We start from the raw sequence: 18,636 nt of genomic DNA, 5'->3' as shown, positions 1-18,636 counted from the left end.
TCAACCGGCCCAGCAGAGGTGCCCGTTGGGGAGTCGACGGGCACCCTCGGCGGGCTGGTGAGGGCTGAGCCGCCCCTCCGGCATGAGGTGGGCCACCGGCGTCCCGCGGCCGAGCGCCGCGACGTCGGCGATCAGCCGGCGGTGGCAGCGCCACCAGAGGCTCTCGCTGCACATGACAGCGGTGGTGCGTTCGGCCGCGTCGGCCAGCACCCCGGTCAGCGCCGTGTCGAAGTCCTGCGTGCGGGTGTAGGCGGCGTACGCCCGGAACGCCGCGACCTTCCACCAGGTGTCCGGCTCGGGCTCCCCGGCCGGGACGTGCCGCCGGCCGCCCAGGTGCGGCTCCCAGCGGTAGTCGATGCCGTACTCGGGTAACCACCGCTCAAGCTCCTCGCGGTGCACGTCGGGGTTGGTGCGGCTGGCCGGGTAGCGTCGCACGTCCACCAGCAGCGCCACCCCGGCCCCGGTCAGCAGTTCTCCCAGCCGCACCCGGTCGGCTGTGCCGTGTCCAACGGTCAGCAGCTCAATCACACTGCTGCCTTGCCCCGAATCCCGCCTGCTTATCCCCCGGCCTTGGCGGGATCTTGGGTACGGGCGAGCGATGCCACTCAATGGCATGCCGGGGGTCAGTGCCGCTGGGGCACCCGCCGGGCAGCGCTCGTGGCGAGCGCGACGGAGAGGGCGCCGGTCAGCAGGATGATCATCCCGGGTACGACGGTGTGGGTACCCGGACGCAGATCTCGGACGGGCGTGCCCGGCACCGCACGGTGCCGGGCACGCCCCGGTTCTCCGCGAACGGAGTGACGCCTAACGCTGGAGAGTCAGCACACCCGGCCGCCACGGCAGCAGGTTGTAGTCGCCGCCCGCACTGGGGTTCTTGCCCTGGTACAGGAACTGCAGGTTGCAGGCGTCGACGGTCTTGGTCTGGTCGGGGTTGGTGCGGACCAGGTCACCGTGGCTGATGTCGTTGGTCCACGTCGCGCCGCTGTTGGCCTTGCCGGCGAAGGGGTTGCTCTCGGTGGCGGCCTGCGGGGTCCACGAGCCGTTCAGACTGGTGGACGTGAACGACCGGAAGTAGCGTCCCTGACTCCCGATCGCCTCGACGATCATGAGGTACTGGTTCTGGCCCTGCACCTTGTAGACCTCGACGCCCTCGAACAGGTTGTTCGTCGAGTCGGTCATGACCGTCGTATAGGTCGAGCCGAAGCTGCCCGGGAAGTTCCCCAGCGGCATGCTCGACCGGTAGATCTTGCCGTTGTCCCCGGCGAAGAACAGGTACATGTTCTGGTCGTCGCCGATGAGGGTCTGGTCGATCACCCCGTACGGGGCGTCGGAGAGGGTGGCGGTGGAGAGCGTCTGCGCCGAGGACCAGCCGTTTGCGTTCGTCGGGTCGCTCGACGTCTTGTAGCTGAACGAGGTCGGTCCCCACTGGTACGCCAGCACCCAGATGTTCTTCGGGGCGAAGTACAGCAGCGTGGGTGCCACGGTGCCCTGACTCATTCCGGTCTGGCCGGCCGAGGCCATGTCGGACCAGTTGGTGAACAGGCTGAAGTTCATCGATCCGTACTGGCCGCTGCTGTTGACGTTGGACGCGTAGACCAGGTGCTTGCCGTTGTAGACCACGTTTGTGAAGTCCTTGACCGAGACCCAGCCGTTCTGCGGGTTCGCCAGCGCGCCGGTCGACGACCACCGGTAGGTCGACGGGAGCGCGCAGCCACCCGTCGGCGGCGGCGTGGTGGTCGGCGGGGTCGACGTCGGCGGCGTGTCGCCGCCGAAGTCGGTCCGCCACTGCTGGTTGGTCTGTCCGTGGCAGTCGTACAGCTGGACCTGCTGGCCGTTGCCGGTGCCCCAGACGTCCAGGCACCGGCCGGACTGCACGCCGCTGATGGTGCCGTTGGAGTTGATGTTCCACTGCTGGTTCGGCTGGCCGTTGCACTCCCAGATGATGATTCCGGTGCCGTTCGCGGTGCCCGCGCCGTTCGCGTCGAGGCACTTGCTGCCGTAGACCCTCAACTGCTTGCCGCTGGTGTACGTCCACTGCTGGTTCGACTGACTGTTGCAGTCGTAGAGCTGGACGCGGGTGCCGTTGGTCTGCGTGGCGTTGGGCACGTCGATGCACCGGCCCGACTGCACGCCGACGATCCGGCCGGCGCCGCCGCTCGGTGGCGGGCTCGTGGTCGGGCTCACCGTCGGGGTCGCGGTCGGGCTCGAGGTCGGGGGGGCCGCGTTGAGCGCGTTGAGGACCGAGTTGTAGGCGGCTTTCTTGTTGCCGCCGCCGTCGAAGAGCAGCGGGCTCTCGTTGGAGCGCCAGGAGTCGCTGTCGCGTACGCCCCAGACGGTGATGCCGATGCAGCGCGGCACGTTCAGGCACGCCTGGGTCAGCCCGGCGTACTGAGTGGTGGAGGAGTTGGTGACGTCGACCTCGGTCAGCGCCACGTCCACGCCGAGCGCGGCGAAGCTGGACAGCGTGGTCTGGAAGTTGCTCGGCAGCGAGCTGCCGCCGGTGAAGTGGGTCTGCAACCCGACGCAGTCGATCGGCACGCCACGGGACTTGAAGTCCTGGATCATGCGGTAGACGCCCTGCGTCTTGCCGTACGACCAGTTCTCGATGTTGTAGTCGTTGTAGCAGAGCTTGACCGAAGGGTCGGCCGCCCGCGCGGTGCGGAACGCGACCTCGATCCAGTCGTTGCCGGTGCCCTGGAGGTTGGACTGGCGACGGCTGCCGTCCTCGTTGAACGCCTCGTTGACCACGTCCCAGGCGGCGAGCTTGCCCCGGTAGTGGCCCATCACGCCGTTGATGTGGTCGATCATCGCCTGACGGAGGTTGCTGCCGCTCAGGCTCTGCATCCACCCCGGCTGTTGCGCGTGCCAGGCCAGGGTGTGCCCACGGACCTTCAGGCCGCGCTGGGTCGCCCAGTTGTAGATCTGGTCGCCGGAGTTGAAGTTGAACTGGCCCCGCTGGGGCTGCGTCGCGTCCGGCTTCATCTCGTTCTCAGCCGTGATCATGTTGAACTCGCGCGCGGCGATCGTGCTGTATGTCGAGTCGCCGAGCCGGCCCGCCGCGATGGCGGTGCCGAAGTACCGGCCCGACTGTGCGGCGGCCGCGCCGAGCGTGCTCGCGGCGGCGTTCGCCGAGGGCATCATCACAGCGACGGCGGCCACGGTCACGACGCTGAACGCGCCGGCGAGCAGCGCTCGGACGGCGGGCGATCGCCGTCGCCCAGTCGCGCCGCGATGAACGGATGGGCTCATTGCCATCTCAGCCTCCTTACTGGCCAACACCCGGGCCGCCGAGGCGGGGACGACCGGACGTCTCGATTTGGACATCTAATCCAGTCGATGCTTACACCACGTGTCGGTCCGGACAATGTGTTACGGAAAAGTTTCGGAAATGCTGTGCCGCGCGCGGCGTAGCGTGGCCGGTCGCCCGGGCGCGGTACCGACCACGCCACGCCGCGTCGATGAGTCAGGAGACGGTGCAGGCGGTGCCGTTCAGGGTGAAGGCGGCCGGCCTGGTGGTGCTGCCGGTGTGGGTGCCGTTGAAGCCGAAGCTCGTCGACGCACCCGGCGCCAGTGTCCCGTTGTAGGACAGGTTCGACGCGGTCACCGCGGTGCCGGTCTGGGTCACGTTCGCTGACCAGGCCTGCCCGATCTTCTGCCCGCTGCTCGGGAACGTGAACGCGAGCGTCCAGCCGTTTATCGGCGTCGTTCCGGTGTTGGCGATCGTGATGTTCGCGGTGAACCCGGTGTCCCAGTTGTTCGCTGTCCAGGTCACCGCGCAGCCGCCGCCGGCGGGCGGGGCCGTGGTGGTGACCGTGACGCCGGGCGACGCGGCCGAGACGTTTCCGGCCGCGTCCACCGCCTCCACCGTGAACGTGTACGTGGTGGAGGCGGTCAGCCCGGTCACGGCCAGCGTGGTGCCGGTGGCCGAGCCGACCAGGACGTTCCCGCCCCGGTAGACGCGGTAGGCCGTGACGCCCGCCGCGTCGGTGGACGGGCCCCAGGTCAGGGTCAGGCCGGTCGGGCCGACCGCTGCGGCGGTGGGCGTACCGGGTGCGGTCGGCGGGGTGGTGTCCGGCGCCGGACCGGCCGGCGTGGTGACGCTGAGGGCGGCCGATGCCGCCGAACGGTTGCCGGCACCGTCGAGCGCCCGCACGGTGAACTGGTACGTCCGCTCGGGTGCCAGGCCGGTCACGGCCAGGGAGGCCCCCGTCGAGGCGGTGACGACCGGGTCGGCGCCGGCCGAGGTGCGGGTCACCTCGTAGCCGGCCAACCCGCTGCCGCCCGTGTCGGTGGACGTGGTCCAGGTCAGCGTGAGCCCGCTGGACGTGACGGCGGACGCGACGGGCGTGCCGGGCACTGTGGGCGCGGTGGTGTCCGGCACCACCGGGCCCGGCTCCTCGCCCCAGACGCGGGTGGTGCCGGAGTAGAGCGGCACCTTCCGGTTGGGCCCGGCGGTGGCCTGGTACGACGGGTCGTTGGTCGGGTCCCAGGTGCCACCCTCCGGCACACCGATCTTGAACTGGACCTCCATCCGGTGCTGCGACTGCCCGGCCGGGGCGATGGTGTGCCCGGTGCAGTCCACCTCGACGTACCAGATGTCACCGCTGAACTGCCTGGCCGTCGTCGGGGACGGGCAGCCCTGGGTGTAGCCGGCGGTGACCTGCACCGGGCCGGTGCCGTCGGGCCGGAAGTAGTACCGGAACCGGCCGTCGGTCAGAGCCCGGGCCGGGAACGCCGACTTGTTGTAGACCATCACCTTGAGCCCGGTGGCCCGCGGTTCGGCCTGCGTCACAGTGGTCTCCACTGTCAGCTCGTCGATGTCCGGCGTCTCGGCGACCGGGAAGTTGGCGAGCGGCGTGCCGCCGTACTCGGAGACCAGCCGGACCACCGCGGAGGTGAAGCCGGCGTTGTAGTCGGTGGCCACCTCGTTCATCACGTAGTCCGACCGGCTGTCGCTGTACGCGTCGTTGGCCGAGGACGGGCCGCCGACCAGCGCGCCGTAGAGGGTGTGCCGGGTCTCGACGGGCACGGTCTGGCTGTCCCACCAGGAGCCGTGGGCGGTGCGGTGGTGCGGGTTGCGCGGCGAGTTGGCGCCGAACCCGATGACGTAGCTGGAGTTGCGCGGGTTGTCGCCCAGCGCGTAGTTGATCTGCCGGACGGCGAAGTCGTGGTAACGCGCCTTACGGGTGGTGTCGGTGGTCTTGTCGCTGTAGACCAGCGCGGCGAAGGAGGTGTTGGCCGCGTAGCGCAACGCACCCCAGGAGTCGAGCACCGCCATCCCACCGGGTGAATACGGCACCCGCTGCCCGTCCACCCCGACGGTCCAGTAGTCCAACCAGCGGTTGGCGTCGTCGACGTACTTCTGCTTGCCGGTCAGGTTGGCCAGCAGCACGTACGCCCCGAACTGCTTGTTGTCCCAGGCGATCGTCCACTTGTAGGAGCGGGTGGTGGACTGGTTCTCGGTGCCGAGCTTGTCGTACTCACTCTCGGCCTTGGCCAGGTAGCTGGCCTCGCCGGTGGCCCGGTGCAGCCAGATCGCCGCCCAGACCAGCTCGTCCTGCCAGCCGCTCCACGAGCGGTAGAAGCTGGTCGCGTCGGTGATGCACTCGTGGTAGGACTTCCGCACCGTGTCGGCGAAGGTGTAGAGCTGCCGGGCGTGCCCGAGCAGCCGGTCGGCGTAGGCCGCGTCGGTGGGACGGAAGACCATCGAGGACGCGGCCATCGCGGCCGCCGTCTCCCCCGCCAGGTCCGCGCCGCCACAGCTCGCATCGATCTTGTACGCGGGCCGCGCCATCGCCATCACCTCGGCCGGACCCCACCACTTGTGGTCGTCGTCGCCCTTGCCGACCTGTCCGTAGAGGACGTTGGCGGACGGGTGCGCCTTGATGAAGTAGTCGTTGACGAAGCGCAGGTTGTTGAGCAGGTGCGGCAGTTGGCCGGACGCCGTGTAGCCGCTGCGGTACTCCACAGCACCCCAGGCGAGCATGGTGGCGCTGAACGCCATCGGGAAGCCGAACTTCACGTGGTCACCCGCGTCGTACCAGCCGCCGGTGAGGTCCAGCCCAGCGTCGGCGCCGTCGGTGAGCGCGCTGTCGCCGCGCCAGGAGACCCGGTTCCAGTCGGGCAGCCGGCCGGACTGCTGCGCCTCGTAGAAGAGCAGCGACTTCTGCAGCACCTCGGCGTAGTTGTAGGCCGCTGGCGCGGCGGAGGCGGGCGACGACGTCGGCCCGGCGACCGCGAGGGCGAGACCCGTGAGCAGGGCGACGCCAGCGGCCAGCAACCGCCGCGGCCAGGGCTGGTCAACGACCGGTCGCCGAGATCGGAAGCGGAACCGCTGCGGTCGGTGCATGGCGGGCTCCTGTCGGTGGCGCCGCCGGTCAGCACCGACCTGGACGCGGGACGGTGTCGGGTGGTGCGGGCTGCCGGCGGCTGTGGTGGTGGAACCGGAAGCGCGGGAGCGCTCCCATGGATAAGCGACAATGTAATGCGCTCGTCACTGCTTTGTGAAGAGGCACCCGGGCCCACCCCGTCGTCGCGACCGCGACCTGCGTCAAGGCCCGCGCCAGAGGACCCCTAAAACCATCTCACATCATCGATGATCTTCGATGGAGGAAGTCGCATCGCCGCTGTTCAGGCCAGCCGTCGCCGGGCCGACAACGGGGCCGCGCGAGCGTCGCGACCCCTGTCAGACAAACGTACTGTTGCCGACCCGCTACCCGCCGCGAGACAGTACGGCTCATCAGCGGTGTCATCGACGCCGCCGCTCCCCGGTCGACCCTGAGGAGAAGCGATGGCACTACGACTCGCCGACGGCACCGCCTGGTCCGACGTCCTGGCCCGCGCGGTGGCCGCCACCGGAGAAGCGTTCGGCGCCGAGGTGGACGGCGTCACCACCCTGCACAACCTGGTCGAGGGCGAATGGCGGGCCACCGGTCAGCCCGCCCCCGTCCGCACCCCGGTGGACAACACCGTCGTCATCAACCTGCGCCGGCTCGACGCCGACACCGCCCGCGCCGCGGTCCTGCACGCCGCCGCCGAGCACCGGACCTGGGCCCGGACCCCGCTCGCCGACCGCAAGGCCCGCGTCGCCGACGCACTGGACTCGCTCACCGCCCACCGCGACCTGCTCGCCATGCTGCTGGTCTGGGAGATCGGCAAGCCCTGGCGGCTCGCCTGCGCCGACGTGGACCGCGCGCTCGACGGCGTCCGCTGGTACGCGGACGAGATCGACCGGATGCTCGCCGGCGGTCGCGAGCCACTGCCCGGCCCGGTCAGCAACATCGCGTCGTGGAACTACCCGATGAGCGTCCTCGTGCACGCCGAGCTGGTGCAGCTGCTGGCCGGCAACGCGGTCATCGCCAAGACCCCGTCCCAGGGCGGTGCCGTCTGCCTGACCGTCGCACACGCGCTGATGCGCCGCGCCGGCCTGCCCGCGACCCTCGTCAGCGGCGGTGGCGAGGAGTTGTCCGAGGTGCTGGTTCGCGCACCCGAGATCGGTGCCGTCGCGTTCGTGGGCGGACGCTCCAACGGCGGCAAGGTCGCGGCCGCACTGCTCGACACCGACAAGCGGCACTTCATCGAGCAGGAGGGCCTCAACGCCTGGGGCATCTGGAACTTCTCCCAGTGGGACCTGCTCGCCGCCCACCTGAAGAAGGGCTTCGAGTACGGCAAGCAGCGCTGCACGGCGTACCCCCGGTTCGTGGTGCAACGTGACCTGGTCGACGAGTTCCTCGACATGTACCTGCCCGTCGTTCGCTCTGTCCGCTTCGGTCACCCGCTCGCCGTCGGCGACGACTGGGCCGCGGGAGACCCGCTGCCCGAGCTGGACTTCGGGCCGCTGATCAGCGCGGCCAAGGCCGACGAGCTGCACCGCAAGGTCGACGAGGCGGTCCGCGGTGGAGCGGTGCCGCTGCACCGGGGCAAGCTCACCGGCGCGCCGTTCCTGCCCGGGCAGGACACCTCGGCGTACGTGGCGCCGTCGGTGCTGCTCGCCCCGCCCGGCCGGTCCCGGCTGATGCACGCCGAGCCGTTCGGGCCGGTCGACACGATCGTCGTGGTGGACACCACCGACGAGCTGCTGGCCGCGATGAACGCCTCCAACGGGGCACTGGTCGCCTCCCTGGCCTGTGACGACACCGACGAGGCCAGCAAGCTCGCGGTGGACCTCCAGGCGTTCAAGGTGGGCATCAACAAGCCGCGTTCACGGGGGGACCGGGACGAGCCGTTCGGCGGCCGGGGCGCCTCCTGGAAGGGCGCGTTCGTCGGCGGCGACCTGCTGGTGCAGGCGGTCACAGTGGGCGGCGACAGCCGTCTCTACGGCAACTTCCCCGACTACAACAGCTACCCCGCCACCTGAGGTCGTCGCCGGCCCCCTGTCGACGCCCGGCGCGTGTGACAGGGGGCCGGCGGCGTACCGTCGCGAGATGGCGACGATCGAGCAGCTCTCCCTGGGTGTGTCCGACGCCGAACGTGCGGCGAGGTTCTGGGCCGCGGCCCTCGACTACCGTCGCCGGGCACCGCGATTCGACGGCGACGAGTGGATCGTGCTGGAGCCCCAGCCGGGCGCGCCGGGCATGGCGATCGCGATGGACCTGAGCGAAAGCCCGGTGCAGGATTTTCCCCGCCTCCACCTGGACCTGGACGCAGGCGAACGCAGCCTCGACGAGGAACTCGACAGGTTGCTCGCGCTCGGCGCCCAACGGGTGGACTGGCGGCACTACCCCACCGACCCGCACCCGACCGAACCCCCGTACGTCGTGCTCGCCGACCCGGAGGGCAACCGGTTCTGCGTGTCCGGCCGCCGGGAACGCCCCGCGCGGTGACAGGGCCCGTCCTACGAACCAGGCGTCGAGAGGGTGCCCTTCCGGTCCGCGGCGAGCGGGACGGTGAGGGTGAGCAGGCTGCCGTCGCGCTCCACCGAGCTGGACCGGTTCAGCCGGCGCAGCGTCCGCAGCATCGGGGCGTTGTCGGCCTGGACGTGCAGCACCAGCGCCGCGTACCCGGATCGGTCGGCATGCTGGGCCAGCCGGCGCAGCAGCGCTGAGCCGAGCCCCCGCCGCTGCCAGTCGTCGCGCACCAGCAGCGCCACCTCGGCCTCGTCACCCTCGCCGAGCAGGTTCGCCAGGGCGACCACCGACTCCGCCTCACCGTCGGCGCCGGTGGCCGTGGCCACCAGGGTCAGCCCTCGGCTCGGTTCCAGCAGCCGACGCAGCCGGGCCGGCCGCGGCAACCCCGCCCCGCCCAGGTAACGCCGGTGCCGGCTGCGCGGCGAGCACGCCTCGTGCAGCTCCACGACACCGGACAGATCGTCAGCGCAGGCGGGCCGCACGGCAACCTCGGCACCGTCGGGCAGCACCAGGGTGATCTGCTCGGCGGCCCGACGGACCACCGTGGCGGCCAGCTCGACCAGGGCCTGCGCCCGGGCGTACTCCGCCGGGGTGAAGGCGGGCGCGACCCGACGCAGCGAGAACGAACCGCCCGCCGGGTCGGCCAGCAGCATGGTGGCGCCGGTGATCCCCCGTTCGACGCCGGTCGACGCGGGTCGCCAGCTGACCGAGTCGGCACCGAGCAGGGTACGCAGCGCCGCGCCCGTCGCGTCCGGGTCACGCACCAGCCGGTTGGCCAGCCCGAGCACCCGGGTGGGCTGGTCGGCCAGGCCGCGCGCCTCGCTGCGCGCCACCCAGCAGTCCCGGCCCCGACCCCGCTCGACGGCGGCGATCAGCCCGGCCTCGTCCAGCGCGTCCGGCGCGTCGACCAGGAAGTCGTCCACCGCGCCCTGCTCGGTGGGCTGCACCTGCACGGTGAGGATGTTGACCCCGCGCAACGCGAGGCTCGCCGTGAGCACCGACAGGTAACCCGGCCGGTCGTCCACGGTGGCCCTGATCCGCCACAACGTCATGGTTGGCTCCCTTCCCCGGGTACCACCCTCGTCCCCCGCTGTTGCCACCCTGTTGCTCGGCGGTCACGGGTTTCGCTCAGGAATCGGGTCGGGTAGGGGCACCTGACGGCTGGTGGCCCGCTGGACACCACCGGCAGAGCCAGACCGTGCGGCGGACCGGATCGCCCTATGCCGGGCGGCCGCGGTAACCGATGGGGCCCTCGCCGACCCGCTGGTAGATCCCCAGGAAGCCGCCGTCGCCGAAGGCGACTGTGCCGTTGTTGCCCCGGAGGTCGCGCCAGTTCAGCCTGGTGACCGGGTGGCCGGGCACACCCACCGCGACCCGCAGGTCACCGGAGCGATGCCACCCACCGCCCCAGCCGTCCTCGGTGGTGAAGTGCTGAGCATTCCGGGCCACCGAGCCGCGCTCGATCAGCCGGCCGCGGAACTCCCGCGGCCGCTCACCCGGCTGTCGGCTCCAGCCGTAGAAGGCGGCCTGCTGCTGCTCGAACATCATCGCGTACTCGGCGCCGGACGCATCCGCCCACGCCACCTGGTCGAGGACAGCCTGCTCGCCGCGGTCGACGAAGATGGTGACCTCGCCGACGTCACTCGCGTACCGCAGCACCGGCTCGGCGACCGCCTGTCGGACCAGGGCCAGGCCCGCCTGATCGTGGGCGTTCATCGGGTCGACCGTCACCCGGTACAACCACAACATGCTCCGGGCGTCGTTACCGCTCTCGATCCGCACCGTGTTCCGGCCGGCCACCAGTTCCTCGGCCGGGACCGCGAAGACCAGCCGTTGCGGGAGTCCACCACCATTCGGGATCCGCAGCCGGTCGGCCAGCGACCTGCCGTTGAGGCGAACGGTGAGCGGGGCGTGTCCGGGCCCCCCGGAGAGCATCGACGCGAGCGCCACGAGGGTGACGCACGCCTCGCGGACGATGGTCGGGTCGGGCACGTCGAACTCCAGTTCGACGGAGCCGCCGGAGTGGAGGGCCAGGTGATCGCCCGGAACAGAGGACCGGTGGACGCCGGTGATGGTGACGTTCCCGAGGCGCGGCGGCTCGGTGCCGAAGTCGGCGTAGGTGGGTTCCATCTGGGTGCCGGCACGACGCTTGCCCGCTGACGCAGGAGACGAGTCCATTTGACGAGACTAGATCAACGATTTCGGACCCGCGGACCACCGGTCTCCCGACTGTAGCGACTCAGGGGCTGGCGACCACCGGGGGCGCGCCGACCAGGTCGAGCCGGTCACCGAGGATCACCGCGCAGGCCCGGACGAGCTGGGTGAGACGATCCACCTCGGTGCTGTGGAACGCGGCGGCGGAGAGGGTCTCGCTGTGCTCGCGGGCCACCACCAGCACCAGGCCCGCCCGTCCGAACGGCGCGACCGCGTGGTGCGTGCCGTCGGGCGTGGTCATCGACCGGCCGCGCAGCGGGGTCACCTCCGGCAACCGCAGGGGTACGGGTGCACGCCAGCTCGCGTGCCCCACTGTCGCCCCGCCGCCCCCGGTCCGCGAGGCCCAGTCGACCGGCACCCCGGCGGCGACGGCCCAGTCGGCTGCCAGCAGCCCGGGAACCGCGTCGACCAGGGTGGCAAGCCCGTCGGCCGGGTTGGCCGCGACCTGCGCCAGCAGCTCCGCGTCCTGGCCGGTGGTGGTGGGCGCGCCGATCGCCCGCCACACGCCGTCCACCCGCACGCCGGGGATCGCCGCGAGACCGGCCAGCAGCCGCTCCACCCGCGCCGCGCCCGGCCAGACCACCGTGAAGTCGTCCACCGCGCGCCCGCCGAGGCGTTCGAGGACCACCACCTGGACGATGTCCGCGCCGGAGACGCCCAGCGTGCGGGCGACCTGGCCGAGCGTGCCTGGACGGTCCGGCAGGGTGACCCGAACTCGCAGCAACATGTCTGTCCTTCCGCTCGGCGGGCCGGCAGAGTGCGACCGGCAGGCTGGCCCCAGCCTGGTCGTTGACCATTTCGTCCCTGTTGCAAAGGCATGTCCCGAGCGGAAAATCTCATATTGACAACGTGAACCGGCTGCCATCAACTAGTCGGATGAGTGATCCGGCCATCGATGCGTTGCGGCCGGAGGCCGTCCCAGGCTCCCCCACCGGGCTCGCCCTGGACCGACTCGCCGACTATCTGGCCCAGCACCGACCCGAGTTGGCCGTCGGGCCACTGCGCGCCAACCTGATCGCGGGCGGCAAGTCCAACCTCACCTACCTGCTGCGCCTCGGTGACCGTGAGGTCGTGCTGCGCCGCCCGCCGCTGGGGCACGTGCTGGCGACCGCGCACGACATGGCCCGGGAGTTCCGGGTCATCTCGGCGCTGGCGCCGACCGAGGTGCCGGTGCCCGGTGCGCTGCTGCTCTGCACCGACCCGGAGGTGATCGGCGCGCCGTTCTACCTCATGGAGCGGATGCCCGGTGAGGTGTTCCGCACCCGCGCACAGACCGACCCACTGGGCGACGAGCGACGCCGCGCCCTCGCCATGGCGATGATGGACACTCTCGCCACGCTGCACAGCGTCGAGCCGTCCTCGGTGGGGCTGAGCGACTTCGGCCGCCCGGAGGGCTACCTGGCCCGGCAGGTCCGCCGCTGGGGCGGGCAACTCGACCGCTCACGCAGCCGTGATCTGCCCGGCATCGACGAGCTGCGTGACCTGCTGGCGGCCACCGCCCCGGAGGGCGCGAACGCCGGCCGGATCGTGCACGGCGACTACCGACTGGACAACCTTCTCGCCTCGGCCGACCCGGTGGCCGTGCACGCCGTCCTCGACTGGGAGATGGCCACCCTCGGCGACCCCCTCGCCGACCTGGGGCTGCTCCTGACGTACTGGGACGTGCTCGGCGGCAGCGACACGGCCGACGGCAACCCGGTCGCCGACGGGCTCGGGCCGCGCGCCGGCTTCCCCACCGGCGCCGAGCTGATCGACCGGTACGCGGGGCGCAGCGACGTGGACGTCGGGCCGCTGCACTGGCACGTGGCACTCGGCTGTTTCAAGCTCGCGGTCATCTGCGAGGGCATCCACTACCGCCACACGCTCGGGCAGACGCTCGGCGAGGGCTTCGACCGGATCGGCGAGATGGTGGCACCGCTGGTCGCACACGGGCTGACCGCCGCCAGGGAGCGGTGATGGACTTCTCATTCGACAGCCGGACCGAGGAACTGCGCGGCGAGCTGACCCGGTTCCTGACCGAGCACGTCTACCCGGCCGAGGCCGTGCACGCCGAGCAGGTCGCCACCGGTGACCCGTGGTCGCGTACCCCGGTGTTGGCCGAGTTGAAGGCGGAGGCCCGCAAACGCGGCCTGTGGAACCTGTTCCTCCCCGACCCGCGCTACGGCGCCGGCCTGACCAACCTCCAGTACGCGCCGCTGGCCGAGTTGACCGGGCGCAGCCCGCACCTGGCGCCCGAGGCGGTCAACTGCGCGGCACCGGACACCGGCAACATGGAACTGCTGGCCGAGTTCGGCTCGGAAGCGCAGCAGAAGCGCTGGCTGATGCCGCTGCTGGAGGGCGAGATCCGTTCCGCGTTCTGCATGACCGAGCCGGACGTGGCATCCTCCGACGCCACCAACATCGCCACCAGGATCACCCGCGACGGCGACGAGTACGTGATCAACGGGCGCAAGTGGTGGTCGTCCGGCGCGATGGACCCGCGCTGCGAGATCTTCATCGTGATGGGCAAGACCGACCCGGACGCCGACCGGCACCGCCAGCAGAGCATGGTGCTGGTCCCCCGGGACACCCCCGGGGTGAACGTCCGTCGGGGCATGAGCGTCTTCGGTTACACCGACGGCTCCCACGGTGGGCACGCCGAGATCGACTTCACCGATGTCCGGGTGCCCGCGGAGAACCTGATCGGCGCCGAGGGCACCGGCTTCGCCATCGCCCAGGCCCGGCTGGGTCCCGGCCGGATCCACCACTGCATGCGATTGATCGGAATGGCTGAGCGGGCATTGGAACTGCTCTGCAAGCGGGCGCTCGAGCGGGTCGCGTTCGGCCGACCGCTGGCCGAGCAGGGCGTGGTCCGGGAGTGGATCGCCGAGTCACGGGTGCGCATCGAGCAGGCCCGGTTGCTGGTGCTCAAGACGGCCTGGCTGATGGACACCGTCGGCAACAAGGGCGCGCACACCGAGATCCAGGCCATCAAGATCGGCACCCCGGCGATGGCGGAGTGGGTGATCGACAAGGCCATCCAGGGGTACGGCGGCGCCGGCGTCAGCCAGGACACGCCACTGGCCGCCCTGTGGGCGCAGACCCGCACCCTGCGCCTGGCCGACGGCCCCGACGAGGTGCACCGCAACTCCCTCGCCAAGCGGGAACTCCGCCGCTGGGCCCCGTAACCCGCCCAGCGCCGCCCCCGAGGTGGGGGTCAGGCGCTGGCGCGGTGGATCAGCTGGGTGTCCAGGAGGATGTGCGGGGCCGGGAGGTCGTCGCCTCGGATGCGGGCGACCAGCAGGCGGGCCATCTGTCGACCCATCTCCTCCACCGGCTGGAAGACGGTGGTCAGCGGCGGCTCCGCCTGTTGGGCGATCGTGGCGTCGTCGAAGCCGATCACCGCGACGTCCTCGGGCACGCGCCGGCCGGCCTCGCGCAGGGTACGCAGCGCGCCGAACGCCATGAGGTCGGACGCCACGAAGACCGCGTCCAGGTCCGGGCAGGAGTCCAGTAGCCGGCGCATGGCGGCCGCGCCGCTGCCCTCGCTGAAGTCGCCGTACGCGATCAGGTCGGGGTTGACGCCGCCCCCGGTGGCCTTGACCGCCTCGGTGTAGCCGGCCAGGCGGGCCAGGCCGGCGCCCATGTCCTGTGGCCCGGCGATGGTGCCGATGCGTCGGCGCCCCAACCCGGTCAGGTATTCCACCGCCTGCCGCGCCCCGCCAACGTTGTCCACGTCGACGAACCAGGCCGGTTGGGCGCCGGGTTGCAGCATCCGGGCGGGCCGACCGCCGAGCACGGCGGGCAGGCCGCGCTCCTCCAGCAGGGTCGGCAGCGGGTCGGAGTCGTGCAACGACAGCAGCAGCACCCCGTCGACGTGCTGGTTGGTCAGGTGGTGCTCGACCCGCTCCCGCTCGACCGGCGACTGCGCCATGGCCAGCCAGAGCTGCATCGGCGTCTCCAGCAGCGCGGAGCTGATGCCCCGCACGATCGAGGCGAAGAACGGCTCGGTGAAGACCCGCTCGCCGGACTCGGACACCACCAGGGCGACGGAGTCGGTGCGTTGGGTGACGAGCGCACGGGCAGCCCGGTTCGGCACGTACCCCAGCTCGGCGATGGCCTGTTGGACCGCGGCCCGGGCCTCCGGGCTGACCTGGGGCGAGCCGTTGACCACGCGGGAGACCGTGCCCCGGCCGACGCCGGCACGCGCCGCGACCGCGTCGAGGGTCGGGCGCCCGAGCGACCGGGTGCGCTGCGTTGTCATCGTCTGCTCCTCCGACGGCGGACGGACCCGGCGCCACCTGCGGGAGGTGGACGCCAGGACCGTCCTGATGGCTGGCCCGAACCTATTGTGCGGCCAGACCGTTGCGCCGGATCACCGAGGCGTACCACTTGGCGCTGGACTTGGGGGTGCGGGCCTGGCTGTCGTAGTCGACGTGGATCATGCCGAACCGCTTGGTGTAACCCCAGGCCCATTCGAAATTATCCATCAACGACCAGGCAAAGTATCCCCGCAGGGGAACTCCGTCGTTGATCGCCTCGTGCGCGGCGCGCAGATGCGCGTCGAAGTAGGCCAGCCGGTCGACGTCGTCGACCTGCCCGTCGACCACCGAGTCGACGAACGCGGACCCGTTCTCGGTGACGTAGAGCGGCAGGTCGGTGTAGTCGTGCACCCGCCGCAGCGTCTCGGTCAGGCCCGGGGCGTCGATCTCCCAGCCCATGTCGGTGACCGGGACGCCCCGGGTGACGAACCGTACGTCCTCGCTGCCCGGCCAGCACGAGGGAGCACTGTCGGTCGCGACACCCTCGGTCGGTGCGGCGACCACGTGCCGGCTGTAGTAGTTGACCCCGACGAGGTCCAGCGGCGTGGAGATGGTCGCCAGGTCGCCGTCGCGCACGTGGCCGAAGTCGGTCACCGTGCGCAGGTCGGCCACGAGGTCCTCCGGGTACGACCCGCGCAGCAGCGGGTCCAGGAAGAACCGGTTGGCCAGCCCGTCGATCCGCCGGGCGGCGTCGGAGTCAGCAGGGGTGTCGCTGGCCGGGTCGACCGGATAGAGGTTGACGGTCACGCCCACCTCGGCGGTCGGCCGGGCAGCCCGCAACGCCTGCACGGACAGGCCGTGACCGAGCATCAGGTGGTGCCCGGCGCGAACCGCGTCCGCCCCGTTGGTGCGGCCGGGGGCGTGCACACCGGAGCCGTAGCCGAGGAACGCGGAGCACCACGGCTCGTTCAGCGTGGTCCAGTAACGCACCCGGTCACCGAGCGCGTCGGCCAGCAGCGTCGTGTAGTCGGCGAAGCGGGCCGCGGTGTCCCGGGCCGGCCAGCCGCCGGCATCTTCCAGCGGCTGCGGCAGGTCCCAGTGGTACAGGGTGAGCCACGGCTCGATGCCGTTGGCCAACAGCTCGTCGACCAGCCGCCGGTAGAAGTCCAGGCCCTGCGGGTTGGCCGCGCCCGTTCCGCCGGGCTGCACCCGGGGCCAGGAGACCGAGAAACGGTACGACTTGAGGCCGAGCTCCGCCATCAGCGCGACGTCGTCGCCGAGCCGGTGGTAGTGGTCGCACGCGACGTCCCCGGTGTGCCCGGCGACGACCCGACCCTCGGTGTGGCTGAAGGTGTCCCAGATCGACGGGGTGCGACCGTCCACGGCCGCGGCCCCCTCGATCTGGTACGCCGCAGTCGCGGCCCCCCAGAGGAATCCGGGTGGAAAGGTCAGCCCGGGGCGCTCGTCGAGGACGTCGACGGCGGGTGGGCTGGCGGGGTTGCTCACGACTTGACGGCACCTTCCATGATCCCGCCGATGATCTGGCGGCCGAACACGAGAAAGACGAGCACGAGGGGGATGGTGCCGATCGCCGTGGCGGCGAACACCTGCGAGTAGTCGGTGTAGTAGGCGTACGAGAGGAAGGAGAGCGAGACCTGGAGGGTCGGGTTCTCCGGGGTGAGGATTGCGTACGGCCAGATGAACGAGTTCCAGGTCTCCATGAAGGTCAGCAGACCGAGCACGCCGGCGGCGGGACGTAGCGCGGGCAGCACGATGCTCCAGTAGATCCGGAACGTGCTCGCCCCGTCGACGCGGCCGGCCTCGATCAGCTCGTCGGAGATGGCCTGGCTGGCGTACTGCCGCATCATGAACACGCCGAAGGCGCTGACCAGGAACGGCACGGTGACCGCGTAGAGGGTGTCGTACCACCCCAGGTCCTGCATCATGGACCAGAGCGGGATGAGGCCCATCTGGGTCGGGATCATCATGGTGACGATGATCGCCAGCAGGAGAGCGTTGCTGCCCCGGAACTTCAGCTTGGCGAAGGCGAACCCGGCCAGCGAACCGGTGAGCACCACCGACAGGGTGACCACCGAGGAGACGATGATCGAGTTCATCATGCCGGTGAGGAAGTTGGCGGCGTCGTTGTCGAGCACTCGCCCGAAGTTGTCACCGAACGCCCCGCCCGGCGTGAGCGGCGGCGGCACGTCGTTGATGTTGTCCAGGCTGCGACTGCCGATCACCAGCATGTAGTAGAACGGGTAGATCGACAGCAGTGCCGCCAGGATGAGCGCCACGTAGGTCAGCGGGCTGGTGCGCCACAGGCGCTGGGAAGCCGAGATCATCGATCTCTCCTCACTTCGCCGAGCGGCGGACGAGTAGGAAGTTGACCAGCGACACCACGACGATGATCATGAAGATGGCCCAGGCGACCGCGGCTCCGTAGCCGGCGGTGTTCAGGTTCGCGATGCCCATCTCGTACATGTACATGGCCAGCGTCTGGAACTCCCGCTGGCTGCCGCCGAGAATGTTGCCGTTGGCGAAGAGCAGCGGCTCGGTGAAGAGCTGCATGCCGCCGATCGTGGACAGGATGACCACGAAGGTGAAGGTGGGCTTGAGCATGGGCAGGGTGATCTGCCAGAACTGCCGCCACGGTCCGGCGCCGTCGATCTCCGCGGCCTCGTAGAGGTCCTTCGGGATCGCCTGCATGCCGGCGAGCAGGATCAGGGTGTTGTAACCGGTCCACCGCCAGTTGACCATCGATGAGATGGCGAACCACGAGCTCCACCGCTGCCCGTCCCAGTCGACCGGGTCGACACCGACGAAACTGAGCAGCCAGTTGAACAGGCCGAACTCTCGCTGGAACAGCATCCCGAAGACGATCGCGACCGCGGCCACCGACACCACGTTCGGCATGAAGATGGCCATCCGGAAGAAGGTCTTGGCGCGCAGGAAGGTCCGGTTGAGCAGGTTCGCCAGGAAGAGGGCGAGCAACAGCTGCGGGATGGTCGACATGGCGAAGATGCCGAACGTGTTGACCAGCGCGTTCCAGAAGTACTCGTCGGAGAACAGCCGGGTGTAGTTGTCGAAGCCGATGAACGAGTGATCGCCGATCATGTCCCAGTCGTGCAGAGACATCCAGGCGGTACGCACCATCGGGTACAGCCCGAACGCACCGAAGATCAGGAAGAACGGGGCGATGTAGAGGTACGGCGAGTACTTGACATCGAGGCGGTTGAGTAGCCTTCCACGGCGCTGCCGGGAAGGGAGATCGGGAGAAGGCGGTGCTGCTGGCGACGGCGGTGCCGTCGTGGCCGACAGGCTCATGCGAATTT

General features: G+C 70.5%; 14 protein-coding genes. 4 read left to right on the top strand and 10 right to left on the bottom strand.

From position 1 onward, the window contains the following. From AC3CF1_RS27680 to AC3CF1_RS27670, 3 genes are all read right to left on the bottom strand, one after another. Entirely contained in the window at positions 1–528 is a 528-nt protein-coding gene (locus AC3CF1_RS27680; RefSeq protein ID WP_488451586.1) for a DUF488 domain-containing protein, read from the bottom strand. A 276-nt stretch (positions 529–804) separates the two neighbouring features. Further along, entirely contained in the window at positions 805–3,255 is a 2,451-nt protein-coding gene (locus AC3CF1_RS27675) for a non-reducing end alpha-L-arabinofuranosidase family hydrolase (RefSeq protein WP_088946884.1), read from the bottom strand. Between the two features lie 208 nt (positions 3,256–3,463). After that, positions 3,464–6,349 carry a glycoside hydrolase family 9 protein gene (locus AC3CF1_RS27670; protein ID WP_355160665.1) on the bottom strand — a complete coding sequence of 962 codons (2,886 nt, stop codon included), beginning with the start codon at positions 6,347–6,349 and terminating at the stop codon, positions 3,464–3,466. Positions 6,350–6,790: 441 nt separating this feature from the next. On the opposite strand from AC3CF1_RS27670, the gene AC3CF1_RS27665 reads away from it, so the two are divergent. Further along, entirely contained in the window at positions 6,791–8,356 is a 1,566-nt protein-coding gene (locus AC3CF1_RS27665; RefSeq protein ID WP_328532659.1) for an aldehyde dehydrogenase family protein, read from the top strand. A 67-nt stretch (positions 8,357–8,423) separates the two neighbouring features. Beyond that, entirely contained in the window at positions 8,424–8,822 is a 399-nt protein-coding gene (locus AC3CF1_RS27660) for a VOC family protein (protein ID WP_088946879.1), read from the top strand. 11 nt (positions 8,823–8,833) lie between these two features. Here AC3CF1_RS27660 and AC3CF1_RS27655 read toward each other — a convergent pair whose 3' ends face one another. From AC3CF1_RS27655 to AC3CF1_RS27645, 3 genes are all read right to left on the bottom strand, one after another. Further along, positions 8,834–9,898 (bottom strand): GNAT family N-acetyltransferase, encoded by a 1,065-nt coding sequence (locus AC3CF1_RS27655; RefSeq protein ID WP_354980225.1) that lies wholly within the window; start codon positions 9,896–9,898, stop codon positions 8,834–8,836. A gap of 166 nt (positions 9,899–10,064) precedes the next feature. Next, positions 10,065–11,024 (bottom strand): hypothetical protein, encoded by a 960-nt coding sequence (locus AC3CF1_RS27650; protein WP_488451585.1) that lies wholly within the window; start codon positions 11,022–11,024, stop codon positions 10,065–10,067. A 61-nt stretch (positions 11,025–11,085) separates the two neighbouring features. Next, positions 11,086–11,787, bottom strand: a complete 702-nt coding sequence (locus AC3CF1_RS27645; RefSeq protein ID WP_488451584.1) for an ACT domain-containing protein — start codon at positions 11,785–11,787, stop codon at positions 11,086–11,088. 149 nt (positions 11,788–11,936) lie between these two features. Between AC3CF1_RS27645 and AC3CF1_RS27640 the strand changes: the two genes are divergently transcribed. After that, positions 11,937–13,016, top strand: coding sequence for a phosphotransferase family protein (locus AC3CF1_RS27640; protein WP_488451583.1), 1,080 nt, complete (start codon positions 11,937–11,939; stop codon positions 13,014–13,016). Beyond that, on the top strand, positions 13,016–14,227 hold the full coding sequence (locus tag AC3CF1_RS27635) for an acyl-CoA dehydrogenase family protein (protein ID WP_355160668.1): 1,212 nt from the start codon (positions 13,016–13,018) through the stop codon (positions 14,225–14,227). The genes AC3CF1_RS27640 and AC3CF1_RS27635 overlap by 1 nt, the downstream gene beginning before the upstream one ends. A gap of 29 nt (positions 14,228–14,256) precedes the next feature. Here the strand turns inward: AC3CF1_RS27635 and AC3CF1_RS27630 are convergent, their stop codons facing one another. The 4 genes from AC3CF1_RS27630 to AC3CF1_RS27615 form a co-directional block, all read right to left on the bottom strand. Beyond that, entirely contained in the window at positions 14,257–15,303 is a 1,047-nt protein-coding gene (locus AC3CF1_RS27630; RefSeq protein ID WP_328365690.1) for a LacI family DNA-binding transcriptional regulator, read from the bottom strand. Positions 15,304–15,385: 82 nt separating this feature from the next. Further along, complete coding sequence (locus AC3CF1_RS27625; RefSeq protein WP_141908396.1) at positions 15,386–16,807, bottom strand: GH1 family beta-glucosidase; 1,422 nt, start codon at positions 16,805–16,807, stop codon at positions 15,386–15,388. Then, positions 16,804–17,646 carry a carbohydrate ABC transporter permease gene (locus tag AC3CF1_RS27620; RefSeq protein WP_088946871.1) on the bottom strand — a complete coding sequence of 281 codons (843 nt, stop codon included), beginning with the start codon at positions 17,644–17,646 and terminating at the stop codon, positions 16,804–16,806. The genes AC3CF1_RS27625 and AC3CF1_RS27620 overlap by 4 nt, the downstream gene beginning before the upstream one ends. Before the next feature lie 10 nt (positions 17,647–17,656). Then, positions 17,657–18,628 (bottom strand): carbohydrate ABC transporter permease, encoded by a 972-nt coding sequence (locus tag AC3CF1_RS27615; protein WP_088946870.1) that lies wholly within the window; start codon positions 18,626–18,628, stop codon positions 17,657–17,659. Positions 18,629–18,636: the final 8 nt, after the last annotated feature.

The organism is Micromonospora sp. MGP-C2, from assembly GCF_057766525.1.
Note: the sequence above shows the minus strand (reverse complement) of the source record. Positions and strands in the feature narration are given on the sequence as shown.